Source organism: Amycolatopsis sp. NPDC049688 (assembly GCF_040674975.1).
Taxonomy (GTDB): Bacteria; Actinomycetota; Actinomycetes; order Mycobacteriales; family Pseudonocardiaceae; genus Amycolatopsis.
In genome coordinates, this window is record NZ_JBFANY010000003.1 from 863,143 (window position 1) to 880,221 (window position 17,079).

Here is a 17,079-nt window from a genome sequence, read left to right on the forward strand (position 1 = left end):
TGGAGGAAATCCGGCTGCGGTAACCGCCGTAAGTCGTACACGTTGACCAGGCTTTTCACGGGGAGTTCAACCACCGGTCGGCTACTGTCGGTCCATGGTCACCATCCCTGCGCGACGAGCGGTCTCCCTGGCCGGCATCGCGGCGCTGGTGGTCGGCGCGGGCCTGGTGCTCCTGCTGCAGGTCATCCCGCCGACGGACGAGATCAGCGCGACCCGCCGCACGATCAGCGAGTACGGCCTGTCCGACCACAAGTGGGTGTTCGACCTGGCGGTGGTCCTGGTCGCCCTGGGCTCGGCAGCGGGCCTGTCGGTTTTGCACCGCCAAGGGCGATTACCGGCACCGGCGGCGATCCTGGGGACACTGTGGACGGTCGGGTTGCTGGTCATCGTGGCGTTCCCCAAGCCGGACTGGGCCACGGTCTCCCGCGCGGACTTCGGCGGCACGCTGCACCGGATCGCGAGCGTGGTGGCGTTCGTGGCGTTGCCCCTGGCGGTCCTGGTGGCGGCGCGGACGGCGTTCCCGTCGTCGCCGGGACGCCGTTGGCTGGCTCGAGTGCTGGCGGTGGCGTCCCTGGGGTGGTTCGCGGTGATCCTGGGCGCGGTCGTGGTGGCGGCGGTGTCGGGCGGGCGGTGGTGGACGTTGATCCCGCTCGGGCTGGTGGAGCGCGGGATGGCGTTGACGGAGCTGGTGGCGCTGGCGGTGTTGTTGGCGCCGGTAACTGCGGATGGGCGGTTCGCGACTAGGCGGGAGTGAGTGGAGATCCCCTGCCGGTTCTGAGTGATCTGACCGCGCCTGAGCTGGAGTTGCTTGACTGCGCGCGGCGCGGGGTGACTGCGCAGGTCAGCGCGTTGCCGGTGCACCTGGTGGTGGTCGCCGGGCCGGAGGTGCGGGGGCGGTTCATCCGGGAGCTGCTGCTGGGGCGGCACGGGGAGCTGGATCCGCGGGGTGTGCGGCTGGTCGGGGCGCGGATCAGCGGCGAGCTGGATCTGTCGCACGTCAAGGCTGTGTGCGGACTGTACCTGGCGCGGTGCACGATCAAAGGCTCGTTCTCCGCCATCGATGCGCGCATTCCCAACCTGGCCTGCATCGAATGCCGGATCGACCACGTTTACGCGAACCGGACCCGTATCGAGGGCGTGCTGAACCTGGCCCGGACGCATGCCGTCAACAGGGGCGCCTTCAGCCCTCTGCTCCTGCGGAGCGCCCACATCGGTGCACTCGACTGCACCGATCTCAGAGTGCACAATGATTTCGGCCCCGCCATCGATGCCGACCGTTTGCACGTCGACGGTGACCTTCTCCTCCGGCGCGCACGCATCCATGGAACCGGTGGACTCGGGGCACTCCGGCTGTTGGACGCCCACGTCGGCGGACAGCTGATCGCCACCGGTTCGCGAATGTCGAGCAGTTCGGGGCCCGCTTTCCAAGCCGAAGGGCTGCAGGTCGACAGCGACCTGCAGCTGGCGAACGCACGGTTCGATGGCACCGGCCGACACGGTGCGATACGCATCCTGGCTGCGAGAATCGGCGACCAAGCCCAACTCGCAGGCTGTGTGATCAGCAACCTCTCCGGTCCGGCCATTGCAGCTGACAACATCAGTACCGGCAGCAGCCTGTTGCTCACCAAGACGCGCATCGTCGGCGCCGGTGAAGACGGGGCACTTCGTCTGTCAGGAGCGACAATCAACGGCCAGTGGCACGGCAACGAACTTGATATCACCAATCTGTCCGGGCCGGCAGTCGTGGCGGATGGCCTGCGGGTGAGCAATGACTTGAACTTGAGGAACGCCCGGCTCACCGGTGCCGGCGAAGACGGCACGCTCCGCATCCCGAGCGCGAGCGTCGGGGGCCAGTTCACCGCCGAAGGCGCCTGGGTCGTCAACGGATCCGGTCCTGCGCTCACCGCGGACAGTGTCCACGTCGAAGACAACACCTTCCTGAGCGGGGCCCGGTTCACCGGCGCCGGCCCCTTGGGGACAGCTCGCTTGATCAACGCCCGCCTGGAAAGCCAGCTCACCTGCACCAACGTTCTGATCACGAACAAATCCGGTCCCGGGTTCGTGGCGGACCGGCTGACCGTAGGGAACAACTTGACCTTCGAAGGAGCGCGAATCACGGGCGACGGCGAACTCGGGGCTTTTCGCCTGCCCGCAGCGAAGATCACGGGCCAACTCGATCTGACCGCCAAGCGGATCCACAACGCCCGCGGTATCACCATCGTCCTCAACGGCGCTCGAACCGACAGCCCGGTCTTCCTGCCATGGCAACTCGTCTGCCCGCAGCCAACCGGCCGTTCTTGCCTCTGGCCTGCCAGGATCGCCGTAGATGACTTCACTTTCGGATCGCTGGCTTCCCTCACCTGGCGGGAGTGGCTCCACCTGATCCGCTTCCACACGATGTGGTACACCCCATCGCCATACCAGAAGCTCGCCGCCGCCGAGCGAGCAGCAGGGCACGACGGCAATGCCCGCCACATCCTCATCACCCAGCAGCAAGACCTCCAACGCCGCGACTCAGCCGCCATCGGCGGCCGTCTCACCCGCTTCTTCCACCGCTCCTGGGGCGTCCTCGCCGGCTACGGCTACCGAGCCCGGCGCACCGCCGCTGCCCTCGCCATCGCCCTCCTCGCCGCCGTCACCGTCGGCCTTCTCGCCGGCCACATCACCGACGGCACCCACCACGCCGCCGAACGCGTGACCAGCTTCGCCGAACCCGCAGGACACCCCTGCACCACCGTCGAACTCATCGGCGTCGGACTCGACCGGGGCCTTCCGCTCTCCCCCACCGGTGTCCGTAGCCGGTGCGATCTCAACACCGAAACCACCGCCGGCCAGTGGCTCACCCTGCTGATCTGGCTCATCCAGGCCGCGGTCTGGGGGCTCGCCACCCTCGCCCTCGCCGGGTACACCGGGCTCATCCGGAAACCCGCCTGACCGGCGATAACCTACACTGTAGGTACGCCGACCGGAGGGACTGTCATGACCGGAGCCCTGGCCTGGACGAAACCCGTCGTGCGCTGGAGCCTCGGCCACGCGCTGCCCCGGACCGTCCTGCGGCGGGAAGCCCGGCGCGGGGACCTGCAGGGACGCATGGTCGTCGACGCGGCCGAAGGGCGGGATCTCCTCGGGCTGTTCGAGGAAATCCGGGCCGCCGGGCCGCTTGCGCGGACTCGGTTCGGGTGGATGACCACCACGCACGCCGCCGTGCGGGAAGTGCTCTCCAGCGACGATTTCCGGGTCGGGATCATCGGGTCCGACGGCTCCGCGCTCGGGCGGCTCGCCGAATGGGCGTCCGGGGAGCACCTGCACCCCGTGCGGCCGCCGTCGCTGCTCGCCGTCAACCCGCCCGAACACACCCGCTACCGCAAGCTCGTCACCGGCGTGTTCACCGTCCGCGCCGTCGAACAGCTGCGCGGCCGCGTGCAGGAAATCGCCGACAGCCTGCTCGACGGGCTCGATCCCGCGCGCCCGCTGGACCTCGTCGAGTCCTACTGCGGCCTGCTGCCGGTGACGGTCATCAGCGAGATCCTCGGCGTGCCGCCGTCCGACCTGGGCAAGGTGCTGTCCCTCGGCGCGGCCGCCGCCCCCAGCCTCGACCTCGGGCTCGGCTGGCGGACCTTCCGCGACGTCGAAACCGCGCTCGCCGAGTTCGACACCTGGCTCGGCGAACACCTCGACCACCTGCGCCGGCACCCCGGCGACGATCTGTTCAGCAAGCTCGTCGCCGCCCGCGACGGCGGGGTCGGGCTCACCGAAACCGAGCTGAAGTCCACCGCCGGCCTGGTGCTGGCGGCCGGCTTCGAGACGACCGTCAACCTGCTCGGCAGCGGGATCGCCCTGCTCGCCGGCGACCCCGGGCAGCTCGCCGTGCTGCGCGAACGGCCCGAACTGTGGGGCAACGCCGTCGAGGAGGTGCTCCGCTACGACCCGCCGGTCCTGCTGACCGGGCGCCTGGCCACGCGCGACACCGAGGTCGCCGGCGTTCCGCTGCCGCGCGGGGCGCTGGTGACCACCGTGCTGGCCGGCGCGAACCGCGACCCCGGGGTGTTCGCCGACCCGGGTGTCTTCGACGTCACCCGCGACGGCGCGCGCGACCACGTGTCGTTCGGCGCCGGCCGCCACCACTGCCTGGGTGCCTCGCTGGCGCGGATGGAGGGCGAAATCGGGCTGCGCACGATCTTCGACCGGTTCCCCGGGCTGCGCGTGCTACCCGGCGGCCGCCGCCGGTCGACGCGGATCCTGCGCGGGTACGAGAACCTGCCGGCCGTTCTCGCGCCGTGACGACCCGGCGCGGACGGCCACCCCGGAGCGTCCTGTCGCGCGAACGGATCCTGCTCGCCGGGCTCGCCCTGGTCGACGAAGAGGGCTTGGCCGCGGTGAGCATGCGCAAGCTCGCGCGCCGGCTCGGCGTCGACCCGATGAGCCTGTACAACCACGTCGACGGCAAGGACGCGTTGCTGGACGGGATCGCCGAGGTGCTGCTCGCCGCGATCCCGGCGCCGCCGCCGGACGCGGGCCTGCGGGAGACGATGTCCGCGCTGGCCCACGGCTTCCGGGCCGCGATGCTCGGCCACCCGCGGGCCGCGCCGCTCGTGCTCAGCCGCCGCCTGGCGTCGATGACGGCGCTGACGCCGGTGGAGGCGGTGCTCGCGCCGCTGCTCGCGGCGGGTTTCCCGCCCGACCGCGCGGTGCACGGGCTGCGCGCGGTGCTGGCGTTCCTCTTCGGCACGTTGATGCGCGAGGTCGAGGCGGCGCCGACGTTCAGCGGCGCGCACCGGCTCGCCGAGCTCGAAGGCTCCGGGCTGCCCGCTGTCGCGGCGGCCGCGCCGTTCCTGGCCGTGTGCGACCACGAAGCGGAGTTCGAATTCGGGCTGGGGATCCTGCTCGACGCTCTTGAGCCTTAGCGGATCCGCTCGTGCAGGGCGGCCATCCGGCTGTCGAGGTCGGCCGCCGTCCGCGCCGCTGCGGCCAGCTCGCCCGCGAAGTCGGGCGGGACGCTGTCGCGGTACTTGTACGACAGCTTGTGCTCGACCGCCGCCCAGAAGTCCATGGCGATCGTGCGCAGCTGCACCTCGACCTTGACCTTTTCGACGCGGTCGGAGAGGAACACCGGGATGCGGACGATGAGGTGCAGGCTGCGGTAGCCGTTCGCCTTCGGGCTCGTGATGTAGTCCTTGGTGCGCAGCAGCTCGACGTCGTCCTGCGCGGTGAGCATGCGCGCGACCTCGTAGACGTCGGACACGAACGGGCAGACCACCCGGATCCCGGCGATGTCGTCGAGCACGTGGGCGGCGGAGACCCAGTCGCCGCCGAGCCCTCGGCGGTGCACCTTTTCCTTGATCGCCTCGGGCCGCTTCACCCGGCTCGTGATGTGCTCGATCGGGTCGTGCTGGTGGACGAAGTCGAACTCCTCGCTGAGGATCCGCAGCTTCGTCATCAGCTCTTCGATGGCGAACTTGTACATCAGGAGGAACCGCGGAAGCTGCCCGGCGACGGCGAGCTCGTCGGCCGCCTCGCGCAGGGAAGCGTCCTCGGCCGCCGGGTCGGTGGTCACTGAAGCCTCGTCGTGCTGTCGTCGGTCGTTTTCCGAGCGCCAGGGTACTGCGCTCTCCGTGGTCAACGAACGGCGACGGGCCGGAGTTCCCGCCGGTCACCGGATCGGGGCAGCTCCGGCCCGGACCGGGGTCTCCCGGTCCGGGCCGGAAACGCAGCTCAGCGCCCGGTTCCGGCGGCGGCGACGCACTGGGCGGCGACCGCACCGGCCTGCTTGTTCTCGGCCTGCTTGTCGTCCTCGGCGGCCATGCCCTGCTGCTGCGCCGCGGCAGCGGGCTCGGCGGCCTGGGAGACGCAGTCCAGGACGGCCGCGCAGTCCTGCGCGGAGAGATCGGCCGCGTTCTGCTGGGCGGCCATGCCGTTCTGCTCCGCTTGGGCGGCTTCCTGCTTGCCGGCCTTGCCCTTCTTGCCGGCGGCCTGGTTCTCGGCAGCCATGCCGTTCTGGTCGGACGCCTTGTTCTGGGCGGCCATGCCGTTCTGATCCGCGGCGCCTTCCTGAGCGGCCATGCCGTTCTGGTCGGCCATGCCGTTCCCGTTGGCCATCCCGTTCTGGTCGGCAGCCTTGTTCTTGCCGCCCATGCCGTTCTCGTCGGCCATCCCGTTCTGGCCGGAAGCGTTGTTCTTGCCGCCCATGCCGTTCCCGTTGGCCATGCCGTTCTCGTCGGCGGCGCCATTCTCCTCGGCCTTGCCGTTCTTGTTCGCCATCCCGTTGGCGTCGGCCATGCCGGCGGCCTGGGCCAGGCACTTCTGGACCACCGCGCAGGCGGCCGCGGCGTCCTGATCGGCCGCGTTCTGCTGGCCGGCCATGGCGTTCTCGTCGGCGGCACCCTTCTCGGCCGCCGCGCCCTTCTTCGCTGCCACGCCGTTCTTGGCCGCGCCGTTCTGCGCGGCCATGCCATTCTGCGCGGCCATGCCGTTCTCGTCGGCCATGCCGTTCTCGTCGGCCGCCGCGTTCTTCTCGGCACCCATGCCGTTCTCGTCGGATGCCGCGTTCTTCTTGCCTGCCATGCCGTTCTCGTCGGCCGCGCCGTTGCCGGCCGCCGCGTTCTTCTTGCCCGCCATGCCCTTCTGCCGGCCGGCCGCGCTCTTCCCGGCGGCCATCCCGCCGTCCTGTTCCGCCTTGGCGTCCGCCGCTTCGGCCGCTTCGGCGATGGCCGCGCACTGGGCCACCACCTCGTTCGCCTTCACCTGGCCCGCGCAGCCCGCCGCCTCGCGGCGTTGCTGGAGCTGGGTGACCACCGCCTGGCGGTTGGCGATGCGGGCCGGCGACTGGGCGTCCGGGGCGGCCTGCTGGCCCGCGATGAAACTCAGATTGTTCTGCAACGCCGTGTCCAGGCCACCACAGCTCTCCGTCGCCGCGTTGCCCGCCGGGCTGGTCAACGCAATGGCCGTCGCGGTTGCGCCTGCGACTCCCAGCAGCGCCGCCAGCCCGATCGTCGCGGGTTTGCGGTGTCGTCCTGCCGTGCGCACGTGGGGCATCAGCCCCTCCTTTCGGTCGCCACCTCACCCGGGCACACGGCCCCGCGGGCCGGGTGGTTCACAGTCCTTTATGGACGGAACAGCTGCGCGATCCGGTAGTCGACGAGAGCGAAAGCCGCTTCGGCGGTGTAAGCTCCCCCGAGGATTCCGGTCACCAGGCCGGCGGCCATCGTGGCGAGCGCGCCGGCCTCCATGTCCGCATCCAGCGCTGGGTTGACGCGGTTTCCCCGCTGCGCCAAGGAGATCTGCTCCGCCAGCCCGCGCACCAGATGGGGCAGCAACGCTTCCTCGTCCGGATGCGGGCCGCCGCGGGTGACGTCGGCGGCGAAGTACGCGATCTGGACCGCGGCCAGCAGCCGGGTGCGCTCGTCGGACGGCAGCACCGCCGCCAGGTACGCCCGCACCACCGCACGCTCGTCGCCGCTCTCCAGCGCGCGGCCGACCTCGGCCGTCGCCCGTTCGACGCTCAGCTCCACCATCCGCCGCCAGGCGAACCGCAGCATGTCGTCCTTGGCCGGGAAGTAGTATTGCACCAGGTTCATCGAGATCCCGGCCTCCGCGGCGACGGCACGCAGCGTCACCGCCGGCACCCCGCCCCGGGCGGCGACCCGGAACAGCGCCTCCGCGATCTCCCGACGGCGCTGCTGGTGGTCCACGCGTTTCGGCACGGGTTCACCCTGCCACACCCGACCACGATCTGTTATCGTGCATCTGCACTATGAAAACCTGGGGAGGGATTCATGATCGGCAGTTTCAAGAACGCCCGCAGCGAAGAGCGGTACCTGGCCGCTTACGACCGGATCGCCGCCCGCTGGCCGGTGCCGGCCCGAGATCTCGACGTCGGCACGCGCTACGGGCCGACCCACGTCCGGGCGAGCGGCGAAGGCCCGCCGATCGTGCTGCTGTCCGGCGCCATGGGCACGTCGCTGTCGTGGTACCCGCACGTCGCCGACCTGGCCGCGCACCACCGGGTGTACGCCGTCGACACGATCGGCGAACCCGGGCGGTCACGCCAGACGCGGCCGACCGAGACCGGCGACGACTGCGCCGACTGGCTCCAGGACGTCCTCGACGGCCTCGGCCACGAGAAGTTCCTGCTCGCCGGGGTGTCCCGCGGCGCGTGGCTGGCCCTCACCCTGGCCGCCCGCAGCCCCGGCCGGATCGCGAGCGTGGTCGCCATCGAGCCACCCGGCTTCGCGCCGATCGGGTGGAGCTTCATCCGGTGGAGCGTGCGGGAAATCGCCACCTGGTTCGACCCCCGCCCCCGCGCGGCGGTCCGGCGCACCTTCCGTCCGCTGCTGTTCGGCGGCCTGAAGTACCGCGCCCACCACCCGCGGGAGTACCTGTTCACCGACGAGCAGCTGCGCGCGATCACCGTCCCCGTCCGGCTCGTCCTGGCCGAACGCAGCGTGCTCCACGCCGTGCGGGACGTCGAACAGCGGGTGCGGGAGCTCAACCCGCTGTTCGACGTCGAAATCGTGCCGCGGACGACGCACGCCCTGCCGCTGCAGCGACCGGAGCTGGTCACCGCGCGGATCCTGGCCGGTTAGCCGAGTTCGGCCAGCTGCGGCACCGCCGGGGCCATGCCCTCGATCCACGCCGCGGGCGAGCCGGTCGTCGGCGTGACGATCGCCGCCTGCACGCCGAGCTTCGCGTAGTCCGCCATCGAGCGGACGAACTCGTCGCGGGTTTCCGGCGTCGGACGCGGGTTGTTGGCGAGGATCGTCTTGCGGATGCTGTCGTAGTCGCGGCCGGCGTCGTCGCAGTGGCGGCGCAGCACGTCCAGCTTGTGCTCGACGTCCGACGGCGAGCTGGCGAAGAGGTTGCACGCATCGCCGTACTGGGCGACCAGGCGCAGCGTCTTGCGTTCGCCGGCGCCGCCGATGAGCACCTTGGGCCGGTTGATCGGCTGTGGCGAGCAGAGCGTCTCGGCCAGCTGGTAGTGCTTGCCCTCGAACGGGCCGTTGTCCGCCGGGTCCCACATCTGCCGGCAGATGCGCAGGGTCTCCTCCAGCCGCTCGAACCGCTCGGCGACCGGCGGGAACGGCACGCCCATCCCCCGGTGCTCGCGCTCGAACCAGGCGGCCCCGATGCCGAGGGTGGCCCGGCCGCCGGAAAGGACGTCGAGCGTGGTGACGATCTTCGCGAGCAGCCCCGGGTGCCGGTAGGTCACCCCGGTGACGAGCAGGCCCAGGTCGATCCGGGACGTGTGCGCGGCGAGGTAGCCGAGCGTGGTGTAGCCCTCCAGCATGTGCGCCTCGGCGGGCAGGCCGGTGGGCTCGATCTGGAAGTAGTGGTCCATGAAGGACAGCCAGGTCGCCCCGGCCTCTTCCGCCGCGGCGCCCACGCGGGCGAGCTCACCGGCGATGGCGGTGGTCCCGCCGTCGATGTCGAAGATGGGAAGGTGGAAACCGAGTTCCATGGGAACGTGCTCCTGACGTGGTCGGCGTGCCCCCACGCTAGGACCTGGAGCGCGCTCCAGCGCAAGTCCTCAGCGCAGGGCCGCGGCGAAGAACGCGGCGGTGTCGCGATCGGACACCGGGCCCTCGGTCACCGGAACCCCGGCCGCGCGCAGCCGGGCCGCGAACTCGCCTGACTTCCGGCCGCCGTCGAGCAGGAACGGCGGGGCACCCGGGCCGGCGTGCGCCAGCGGGCTCGCCGCCTGCAGGGTGGCGGGTGACCGGCCGAGCGCGAGCAGGATCGAGGCGCGGGTGAGCGGGTCCAGGCCCGCGAGGCCGAAGTCCGCGGGGGCCGCGACCGCGGCCACCGCGCGGACCGTGCTGTCCCGGCCCGGATACTGGCCGGTGTCCGGACCGCGGTCGACGCCGAGCAGGGACGCCAGGGTGCCGCCGGTGCCGGTGCCCCACACCGCGATCCGGGCGGGGTCGACGTCCAGGGCGGCCGCGTTGGCCTTGAGGAACCGCACTGCGCACCGGGCGTCGGCGAGCGGGGCCGGCCACGGTGCCGCGGGGGTGAGCCGGACGTCGATCGCGGCGACCGCGAACCCGCGGGCCGTCAGCTCGTCGCGCAGCGGGCCGGAGCGTGCGCCGCCGAGCAGGGCGCCGGGGCCGGTGGGCTTGCGGTTGCCGAAGACCAGCCCGCCGCCGTGCAGGAAGAGCACCACCGGAGCCGGCGGCCCGCCCGGCCGCCGGGAGATGTCCATCGCCAGCGGGATCCCGTCGGGACGGCAGTATTCGACCGTGCCCGGGCCGCTGTCGAGCAGCGTCGAGGCGCTGGTGCCGGTGAGGCCGTCCCCCGCGGCGAGCGTGCCCGCCGCGCCGGTCACGATGACCAGCACGAGCACCGGGAACAGCGCGATCCACGCCGAAACCCGCCGCAGCGCCGACGGGCGCGGGTGCGCCCGGCGCCGGGCCACGAACAGGAACCCGAGCACCGCGACGACCTGCAGCCCGGCGGCCACCCAGTCGGTGAACCCGGCCACCGTGTCCGCGGGCTGCCAGGGGTCGAACCGCGTCAGCAGCCCCAGCGGCCTGCTGAGCACCCAGAGAGCGAGCCCGGCGAACGCCGTGAGGGCGGCGAAGTGCGCCGTCCTGCGTGTCGGCCACCCGGTCACCGCGACGACGGCGACGAGCTCGACGGCCGCGACGGCGCCGAACAACATCGCGTACAGCTGCCAGATCCGCCAGAGGGCGGGGACCGCGGCCGCCGGGATCAGGGCGCCGCCGAGCGCGGCGAAAACGGCCGTGACCAGCAGCGGGCCGCGGCGCACGGGGGGCGGTGAGGCCGTCGACGGGCGGGAGGTGCTCCACTGCCCGCCGACGACCTTCATCCCGCCAGTGTCACCCCGGACCGGCGGCCTTCGCCACGGCTACTTGCGCGCCGCCGTGTAGTTCCGGAACAGCAGGTAGGTGTCGAGGATGTCGGACGACGCGCTCTCGACCGACCGGTAGATCCCCCACTTCGGGCGGACGTAGTCGCCTTGGTCGGGGATGTTCACGTTGCTCATGCTGCCCTGCGCGGCGACCGGCGCGCCGGATCCCGTGCCGTTGCGGATGACGCACGCGGCCTTGCCCTTCGAGCCCGGCGTGAACGTCCACTCGATCGTGATCCACTTGTCCCGCAGCGGGGACAGGTCCGTGGCCGCGATGCTCGGGGAACCCGAGTTGGCGTAGGCGCGCGCGTTGAGCATCTCCTTGCTGCCGCTGCGGGTCAGGTCCAGCGTCACCCACGGGCCGCCGTTGGTCGACGGCGTCTTCGTCTGGAAGATGTGGGTGAACTTGCTGGTGCCGTGCAGCGACGCCGGGATGTACATCTCGTAGGAGATCGTCCACGTCTCGCCATTGTGCATCTTCAGCGTGGAACCGTTCTGCACCATGCCTTTCGACTCGGTGCGCTGGCGGTCGCCGCCACCGGTGGTGTCGCGGTCGTCCTTCCAGATGTTGAACCGGTAGTGGTCGCCTTCGACGACGACGTACTTGCGGTCGGGGTGGTGGTTGCCGCGGTCGGCTTCGATGCCCTCGAAGGCTTTCAGGCCGTCGGTGGCGGGGTCGGGGTGCCACAGCGGGGCCGCGTGGGCGGGCACGGCCGTGCCCAGCACGATCGGGACGGCGAGGACCGAGACGGCGAGCGAACGCAGGGCCGTCCGGCGGGGGAATTCCGGCATCGTCGGTGTGTCCTTCCTGGCGAGCAGGGGTGCACATCGGCCGGCGGACGGACCCGGCAAACCGGGCTGGACATCCGATGTCTTGCGCTATGAAGTTAGAAGGCCAACCGCTCGATGTCAATGCCGACCCAGTTAGCACCGTGGTTCGCCAAGAAATCATCAGACGGCTGTAGGCTGGGCGGCATGGAAAACTTCCGGGCCGGCGACGGCCGGGAGCTCGCCTACCGCGAACTCGGCCGCGGGCGGGCACTGGTGCTGTTCCACGGGTTCACCGGCTCCGGCCGCGACTGGCTCGGCCCGGCGGCGGCGCTCGCGGACCGCGGGCACCGGGTGATCCTCCCGGACCTGCGCGGCCACGGCGCGAGCGCGGCCCCGCACGACCCGTCGGCGTACCCTCCCGACATCCTGGCCGACGACGGCCTCGCCCTGCTCGGCCACCTCGGCGTCGAGGAAGGCGAGTACGACCTGGGCGGCTACTCGTACGGCGGCCGGGTGGTGCTGCGCCTGCTCGCCCGCGGGGCCCGCCCCGGCCGCGCGATCGTGGCGGGCCAGGGGCTCGACGCCGTGCAGCGCACGACGTCCCGCACCGGCACCTACCACCGCGCGCTGACCGACGGCGAGCCCGTCGAACCCGGGTCGCCCGCGTACTGGCTCCGGCAGGGCGGCGGGGATCCGGTGGCCCTGCGGCACGTCCTCGGCACCCACGTGCCGACGCCGGACCTGCACCGGATCACGACGCCCACCCTGGTCCTCGTCGGCGACGAGGACGACGGCCACGCCACCGCCGACGCCCTCGCCGCGGCCCTCCCGGACAGCCGGTTCGCCCGGGTGCCGGGCGACCACTTCACGGCCATGAGCAGCCCGGAACTGACGGACGCGATGGCGGAGTTCCTGGCTCAGGCGTAGCAGTCCGCCAGCGCGCCGAAGGCCGCCTTGGGTTCCCACGGAACGCCCGGGTACGTCTGCCCCGTCCCGTCCTCCAGCACCTTCACCACCCCCCAGCTCGCCATGTCCAGGTCGGCCCGGGGATCGGCCCGGTGCACCAGCCCATAGCACACGAACGTGCAGGCGAAGGCCGCGTCGACGCCCTCTTCCGTGAAGATCGCGACGAGTTCGCGCAGGTAGCGGGCCTGCTCCTCCTCGTCCCGGACGTACTCGCCGTTCAGCCGGACCGGGGTGTCGCCTTCGTACTCGAGGATTTCGCCGCAGCGGGCGCCCAGGTCCGCCGCGCCGCGGTACGGCGTCACGCCGAACTCCGTGATCGCGACCGGCTTGCCCGCCGCGACCAGGCTCCGGACACCCTCGCGGTAGAGGTGCTCGACCTCCTTGGAGCGATGGGCGTCCACCGAAACGATGTCGAAGGGCGCCCAGTCGACCTGCTCCAGGGGAACCGCCGCGTACGTGACGCGGCCGCCGAAGCGGGCGCGCACCGCCTCGACCGCGCGAGCGAGGAACTCGTTGACCCGCAACGGAAGGCTCTCGCGCAGCTCCGGTGACGCGATGAGGTGCGAGACCCGCGCGGGGATGTCGTCACCGGGCAGGAAGCCGTGGTTGAACAGGCTCAGCTCGGCGCCGGTGACGAACACGACCTCGGCACCCGCGGCGCGCAGGCGTTCGGCCCGGGCCGCGCCGTCGGCGAGGAGGTCCAGGATCTCCTCCGGCGTGCGGTCCCACGGGAACGGCGAGAACCACACCTCCAGCCCGAGTGCCGCGGCCGCGCCGGCGGCGGATTCGATGCGGTCGAGGTCGGTGCCGATCAGCCGGACGGCCGTGCAGTGCAGCTCGTCGCGGATGATCGTCAGCTCGCGGCGGACCAGGTCCGGGTCGAACGGGCGGTTGAACTGGCCGCCGCGTGCCAGTCCCGTGTCGTAGCCGATGCCCTTGGCTCGCATGGTCTCCTCCAGTCATTAAGGTACGGTCCGTACCGTACCGTAGAGTGGTCCCATGACGAAGACCCGGCGCCGGGGCACCGAACTGGAGGAGGCGATCCTGCGTGCGGCCGCGGACGAGCTCGCCGAAGCGGGCTACCCCGGCCTGACCATGGAACGGGTCGCCCAGCGCGCCGGCACCAACAAGAACGCGATCTACCGCCGCTGGCCGAACCGCGCCGCGCTCGGCGTCGCCGCCTACCGGCACCTGGCCGCGGACACCCTCGAACCGCCCGACACCGGGAACCTCCGCGACGACGCACTGGGCCTGCTGCGGGCGATCAACTGCGGCCAGACCTCCCCTGCCGCCCGGGTCCTGCGCGGGCTCCTGACCGGTGTCGGCGACGAGCCGCAGCTGCGGGAACAGCTGCACCAGCAGGCTGCCGAAGGCGGCACGAAACCCTGGCTCGCGATCGTCGAACGAGCCGTCGCGCGTGGCGAAGCACGCCCCGGGGCCCGCCACCCCCGCGTCGCCACCGTGGCGCTCGTGCTGCTGCGCAACGAGTTCCTCACCCGCGGACTGACCACAGTGGACGACGACGTGCTCGTCGAGCTCGTCGACGAGGTCTACCTGCCCCTGGTGGGCGCGTAGATCGTCAAGCGCAGCGCCGGATCCTCGGCGGCCTGGAAGGTCGCGTAGTCGAACTCCCGCGACTCCGGCAGGTACAGCGTCTTGCGGCCGGGTCCACTGTGGCCGACGTCGTGCCGGCCCCACCAGGTTGCGAATTCCGGGCAGCCGGCCTGCAGCCGGGCCGCCAGCCCGGTGAACGCGGGATCACCGGCCCACAGGTCGTGCGCGGCGCGGAACTGCGCGACCACGTGCCGGGCCTGCGCGGCCCAGCCGTCGCCGAACAAGCGCCGGGCCCGCTCGCCGAGCAGCAGCCAGACCAGGATGTTCCGGTCGGCTTCCGGTTGGGCGCCGAGATCGCCGAACAGCTCGTCCGCCGCGCGGTTCCAGGCCAGCACGTCCCAGCGGCGGCCCGTGACGTACGCGGGCTCGGCCAGGCTTTCGACGAGCCGCCGGGTGGCCTCGGGGACCCGCTCGAGGGTGAACGCCGTCCGGGCCGGGTTCAGCGCCAGCTCGCGCAGGTGGGCCCGCTCGGTGGCGTCGAGGCGCAGGGCGCTCGCCAGGGCCTCGACCGTTTCGGACGACGGGCTGACCGTGCGGCCCTGTTCGAGCCGGATGTACCAGTCGACGCCGATGCCGGCCAGTTCGGCGACCTCTTCGCGGCGCAGCCCGGGCGTCCGCCGCCGTCGCCGGTCCGGCAGCCCGAGCGCGGCGGGGCTCAGCCGTTCGCGCCGGGACCGCAGGAACTCCCCCAGCCCGGCCCGGGCCGCGTCCGGCATGACGACCTCCGCGTGGCACTCTCCGATCCCAGGATGATACCAGGGCTGGATGCGGTCCCCGGTTCGTCCGACGATCATGGTCATGAGCGAAATGAAGGCCGCGGTCCTCGAAGAATTCGGCAAACCACTGGCCCTGCACACCGTTCCGGCGCCGGTGCTGGGCACGGGCGAAGTACTCGTCGACGTCGTCGCGGCACCGGTGCTGCCGTACGCGGCGGAGGTGTTCCGCGGGGAGCGCAACTACCAGCTGACGCTGCCGGTCGTCCCCGGCGCCGGCGCGGTCGGCCGGGTGCGCGCGACCGGACCTGACGCGACCCGGCTGGCCCCCGGCGACTGGGTGCTCTGCGATCCGGCGATCCGGTCCCGCGACGACGCGCTGACCCCGGACATCACCCTCCAGGGGCTCAGCGGCCGCGGCGACGGCGGTCTTTTCCTGCAGCGGCACTACGGCCACGGCGCGTACGCCGAGCAGGTGCTCGTCCCGACGGAGAACGCGGTCCCGCTCGGGCCCGTCGACCCGGCCGAAGCCGCTCGCTGGGCCGCTCTCACCGTGTGCCTGGTTCCGTACGGCGGCCTCCTGGCGGCCGGTCTCCGCGCCGGGGAGACGGTGCTGGTGAGCGGGGCGACCGGGCACTTCGGCAGCGCGGCCGTCGCGGTTGCGCTGGCCATGGGCGCGGCGTGCGTGGTGGCGCCCGGCCGCGACGCGGCCGCGTTGGCGGACCTGGAAAGCCGGTTCGGCAGCCGCGTCCGGACGGTGCCCCTGACCGGCGGCGACAGCCTGCGCCGCGGTGCCCCCGGCCCGATCGACGTCGTCCTCGACCTGCTGCCACCGTCGGCGGGCCCCGCCCCGGTGCTCGCGGCGGCGATGACGGTCCGCGAGCGGGGCCGGATCGTGCTGATGGGCGGCGTCGGCGACGACCTCGCCGTGCCGTACCGCTGGCTCATGCGCAACAGCATCACGCTGCGCGGCCAGTGGATGCACCCGCGAACGGCGCCCGCGGGCCTGATCGCCCTGGCCCGCGCGGGCCTGCTCGACCTCGGCCAGTTCGCCGTGACGGAGTTTCCGCTCGACGACATCGCCGCCGCGCTCGACCACGCGGCGACCGGCCCGAGGCGCCTGGCCCTCACGGTGGTCCGCCCCTGAGTACGGTCGGGGTATGACCAGGCTGGCCCGCCACGACCGGATCGCCGCAGCCCTCGCCGGGGCATCCGACGACGTCCTGACCGCCGCCCGCCCGCTCGGCCGCGGAATCGGCGGGTCGACCTGGGAGCTCGCGGTGGCCGGCGAGCCCGTCTTCGTCAAGCGGGTCGCCCTCACCGACGTCGAGCGGCGCCACGAGGGGTCGACGGCCGACCTGTACGGCCTGCCCCCGTGGTTCCACTACGGCGTCGGTTCGGCGGGCGGCGGGGCGTGGCGCGAGCTGGCCGCGCACCGCCGCGCGAACGACTGGGTCCGAACAGGACAGTGCGAGAACTTCCCGCTGCTGCACCACTGGCGCGTCCTGCCGGGCCTGCCGCGCCCTCGCACGGACCGGGCGCGGGACATCGCGTTCTGGCACGACGACCCGGGCGTGCGCCGCCGGCTCGAAGCCCTCGACAGCGCGACCGCGGACCTGGTGCTGTTCCTGGAGCACATCCCGCACACCCTCGCGCAGTGGCTCGACGACCGCCCGGGCGACCTCGGCCTGGCCCACCGGGACCTCCGCGGGATCACGGAGTTCCTGGCGGCCCAGGGCATCCAGCACTTCGACGCACACTTCACGAACACCCTCACCGACGGCGAACGGCTGTACCTCACCGACTTCGGCCTGGCGGTGTTCCCGGAATTCGAGCTGTCGGCCGCGGAGGCGGAGTTCCTCGCCACCCACGCAACCCATGACCGGGCGTACGTGCTGACCCACCTCGTCAACACGATCGTCCGGAAGCTCGTCGAGGAGCCGGACTACCGCCTCCGGCACGCCTTCGTCCGGGAGTGCGCCGCGGGCCGGGTGGTGCCCGGCCTCCCGCCGGCGGAGGCGGAACTGCTGAGCCGGTATGCGCCGGTCGCGGCCGTGGTGAACGAGTTCTACGTGGCACTGCACGGGGAAAGCCGGAAGACGCCTTACCCGGCCGGGGAGATCGCCCGGCGGCTCGCCGACGCGGGGTAGA

The 17,079-nt window shown here is 72.1% G+C and carries 17 protein-coding genes; 9 read left to right on the top strand and 8 right to left on the bottom strand.

Going from position 1 to position 17,079, the window contains the following annotated elements; all coding sequences use genetic code 11:
• Positions 1-94 precede the first annotated feature (94 nt).
• From AB0J55_RS15045 to AB0J55_RS15060, 4 genes are read left to right on the top strand one after another with little or no spacing between them, the layout of a single operon-like run.
• Positions 95-754 (top strand): DUF998 domain-containing protein, encoded by a 660-nt coding sequence (locus AB0J55_RS15045; protein ID WP_364248069.1) that lies wholly within the window; start codon positions 95-97, stop codon positions 752-754.
• Positions 751-2,934 carry a hypothetical protein gene (locus tag AB0J55_RS15050; RefSeq protein ID WP_364248071.1) on the top strand — a complete coding sequence of 728 codons (2,184 nt, stop codon included), beginning with the start codon at positions 751-753 and terminating at the stop codon, positions 2,932-2,934. The genes AB0J55_RS15045 and AB0J55_RS15050 overlap by 4 nt, the downstream gene beginning before the upstream one ends.
• A 45-nt stretch (positions 2,935-2,979) precedes the next feature.
• The gene (locus AB0J55_RS15055; RefSeq protein ID WP_364248073.1) at positions 2,980-4,281 is read left to right on the top strand and encodes a cytochrome P450; all 1,302 of its coding nucleotides are present in this window, start codon (positions 2,980-2,982) and stop codon (positions 4,279-4,281) included.
• The gene (locus tag AB0J55_RS15060) at positions 4,278-4,904 is read left to right on the top strand and encodes a TetR/AcrR family transcriptional regulator C-terminal domain-containing protein (RefSeq protein ID WP_364248078.1); all 627 of its coding nucleotides are present in this window, start codon (positions 4,278-4,280) and stop codon (positions 4,902-4,904) included. Before AB0J55_RS15055 ends, AB0J55_RS15060 begins: the two co-directional genes overlap by 4 nt.
• On the opposite strand, the gene AB0J55_RS15065 is transcribed toward AB0J55_RS15060, so the two are convergent.
• The 3 genes from AB0J55_RS15065 to AB0J55_RS15075 form a co-directional block, all read right to left on the bottom strand.
• Entirely contained in the window at positions 4,901-5,554 is a 654-nt protein-coding gene (locus tag AB0J55_RS15065; RefSeq protein WP_364248082.1) for a GTP pyrophosphokinase family protein, read from the bottom strand. The genes AB0J55_RS15060 and AB0J55_RS15065 overlap by 4 nt on opposite strands.
• Before the next feature lie 158 nt (positions 5,555-5,712).
• Positions 5,713-7,032: a hypothetical protein gene (locus tag AB0J55_RS15070; protein ID WP_364248084.1), complete on the bottom strand. Its 1,320-nt coding sequence runs from the start codon at positions 7,030-7,032 to the stop codon at positions 5,713-5,715.
• A 68-nt stretch (positions 7,033-7,100) separates the two neighbouring features.
• Positions 7,101-7,700 carry a TetR family transcriptional regulator gene (locus AB0J55_RS15075; protein ID WP_364248086.1) on the bottom strand — a complete coding sequence of 200 codons (600 nt, stop codon included), beginning with the start codon at positions 7,698-7,700 and terminating at the stop codon, positions 7,101-7,103.
• Positions 7,701-7,772: 72 nt separating this feature from the next.
• Between AB0J55_RS15075 and AB0J55_RS15080 the strand changes: the two genes are divergently transcribed.
• Complete coding sequence (locus AB0J55_RS15080) at positions 7,773-8,582, top strand: alpha/beta fold hydrolase (protein ID WP_364248088.1); 810 nt, start codon at positions 7,773-7,775, stop codon at positions 8,580-8,582.
• Here the strand turns inward: AB0J55_RS15080 and AB0J55_RS15085 are convergent.
• From AB0J55_RS15085 to AB0J55_RS15095, 3 genes are all read right to left on the bottom strand, one after another.
• Positions 8,579-9,454, bottom strand: a complete 876-nt coding sequence (locus AB0J55_RS15085) for an LLM class F420-dependent oxidoreductase (RefSeq protein ID WP_364248090.1) — start codon at positions 9,452-9,454, stop codon at positions 8,579-8,581. The two genes, AB0J55_RS15080 and AB0J55_RS15085, sit on opposite strands and share 4 nt — an antisense overlap.
• A 69-nt stretch (positions 9,455-9,523) precedes the next feature.
• Positions 9,524-10,822, bottom strand: coding sequence for an alpha/beta hydrolase fold domain-containing protein (locus AB0J55_RS15090; RefSeq protein WP_364248092.1), 1,299 nt, complete (start codon positions 10,820-10,822; stop codon positions 9,524-9,526).
• A gap of 39 nt (positions 10,823-10,861) precedes the next feature.
• A complete protein-coding gene (locus AB0J55_RS15095) occupies positions 10,862-11,656 on the bottom strand; it encodes a hypothetical protein (RefSeq protein ID WP_364248094.1) in 795 nt (264 codons plus the stop codon).
• A gap of 183 nt (positions 11,657-11,839) precedes the next feature.
• Here AB0J55_RS15095 and AB0J55_RS15100 point away from each other — a divergent pair, with 183 nt between their 5' ends.
• Positions 11,840-12,562 carry an alpha/beta fold hydrolase gene (locus AB0J55_RS15100; protein WP_364248096.1) on the top strand — a complete coding sequence of 241 codons (723 nt, stop codon included), beginning with the start codon at positions 11,840-11,842 and terminating at the stop codon, positions 12,560-12,562.
• Here AB0J55_RS15100 and AB0J55_RS15105 read toward each other — a convergent pair.
• On the bottom strand, positions 12,553-13,548 hold the full coding sequence (locus tag AB0J55_RS15105) for a hypothetical protein (RefSeq protein WP_364248098.1): 996 nt from the start codon (positions 13,546-13,548) through the stop codon (positions 12,553-12,555). The genes AB0J55_RS15100 and AB0J55_RS15105 overlap by 10 nt on opposite strands.
• A gap of 52 nt (positions 13,549-13,600) precedes the next feature.
• Here AB0J55_RS15105 and AB0J55_RS15110 point away from each other — a divergent pair, with 52 nt between their 5' ends.
• Positions 13,601-14,176, top strand: coding sequence for a TetR/AcrR family transcriptional regulator (locus tag AB0J55_RS15110; protein ID WP_364248100.1), 576 nt, complete (start codon positions 13,601-13,603; stop codon positions 14,174-14,176).
• Here the strand turns inward: AB0J55_RS15110 and AB0J55_RS15115 are convergent.
• Entirely contained in the window at positions 14,152-14,931 is a 780-nt protein-coding gene (locus AB0J55_RS15115) for a helix-turn-helix transcriptional regulator (RefSeq protein WP_364248102.1), read from the bottom strand. The genes AB0J55_RS15110 and AB0J55_RS15115 overlap by 25 nt on opposite strands.
• Before the next feature lie 82 nt (positions 14,932-15,013).
• On the opposite strand from AB0J55_RS15115, the gene AB0J55_RS15120 reads away from it, so the two are divergent.
• Both AB0J55_RS15120 and AB0J55_RS15125 read left to right on the top strand, forming a co-directional pair.
• On the top strand, positions 15,014-16,075 hold the full coding sequence (locus AB0J55_RS15120) for a zinc-binding alcohol dehydrogenase family protein (protein ID WP_364248103.1): 1,062 nt from the start codon (positions 15,014-15,016) through the stop codon (positions 16,073-16,075).
• 13 nt (positions 16,076-16,088) lie between these two features.
• Positions 16,089-17,078 (top strand): hypothetical protein, encoded by a 990-nt coding sequence (locus tag AB0J55_RS15125; protein ID WP_364248105.1) that lies wholly within the window; start codon positions 16,089-16,091, stop codon positions 17,076-17,078.
• Position 17,079 lies beyond the last annotated feature (1 nt).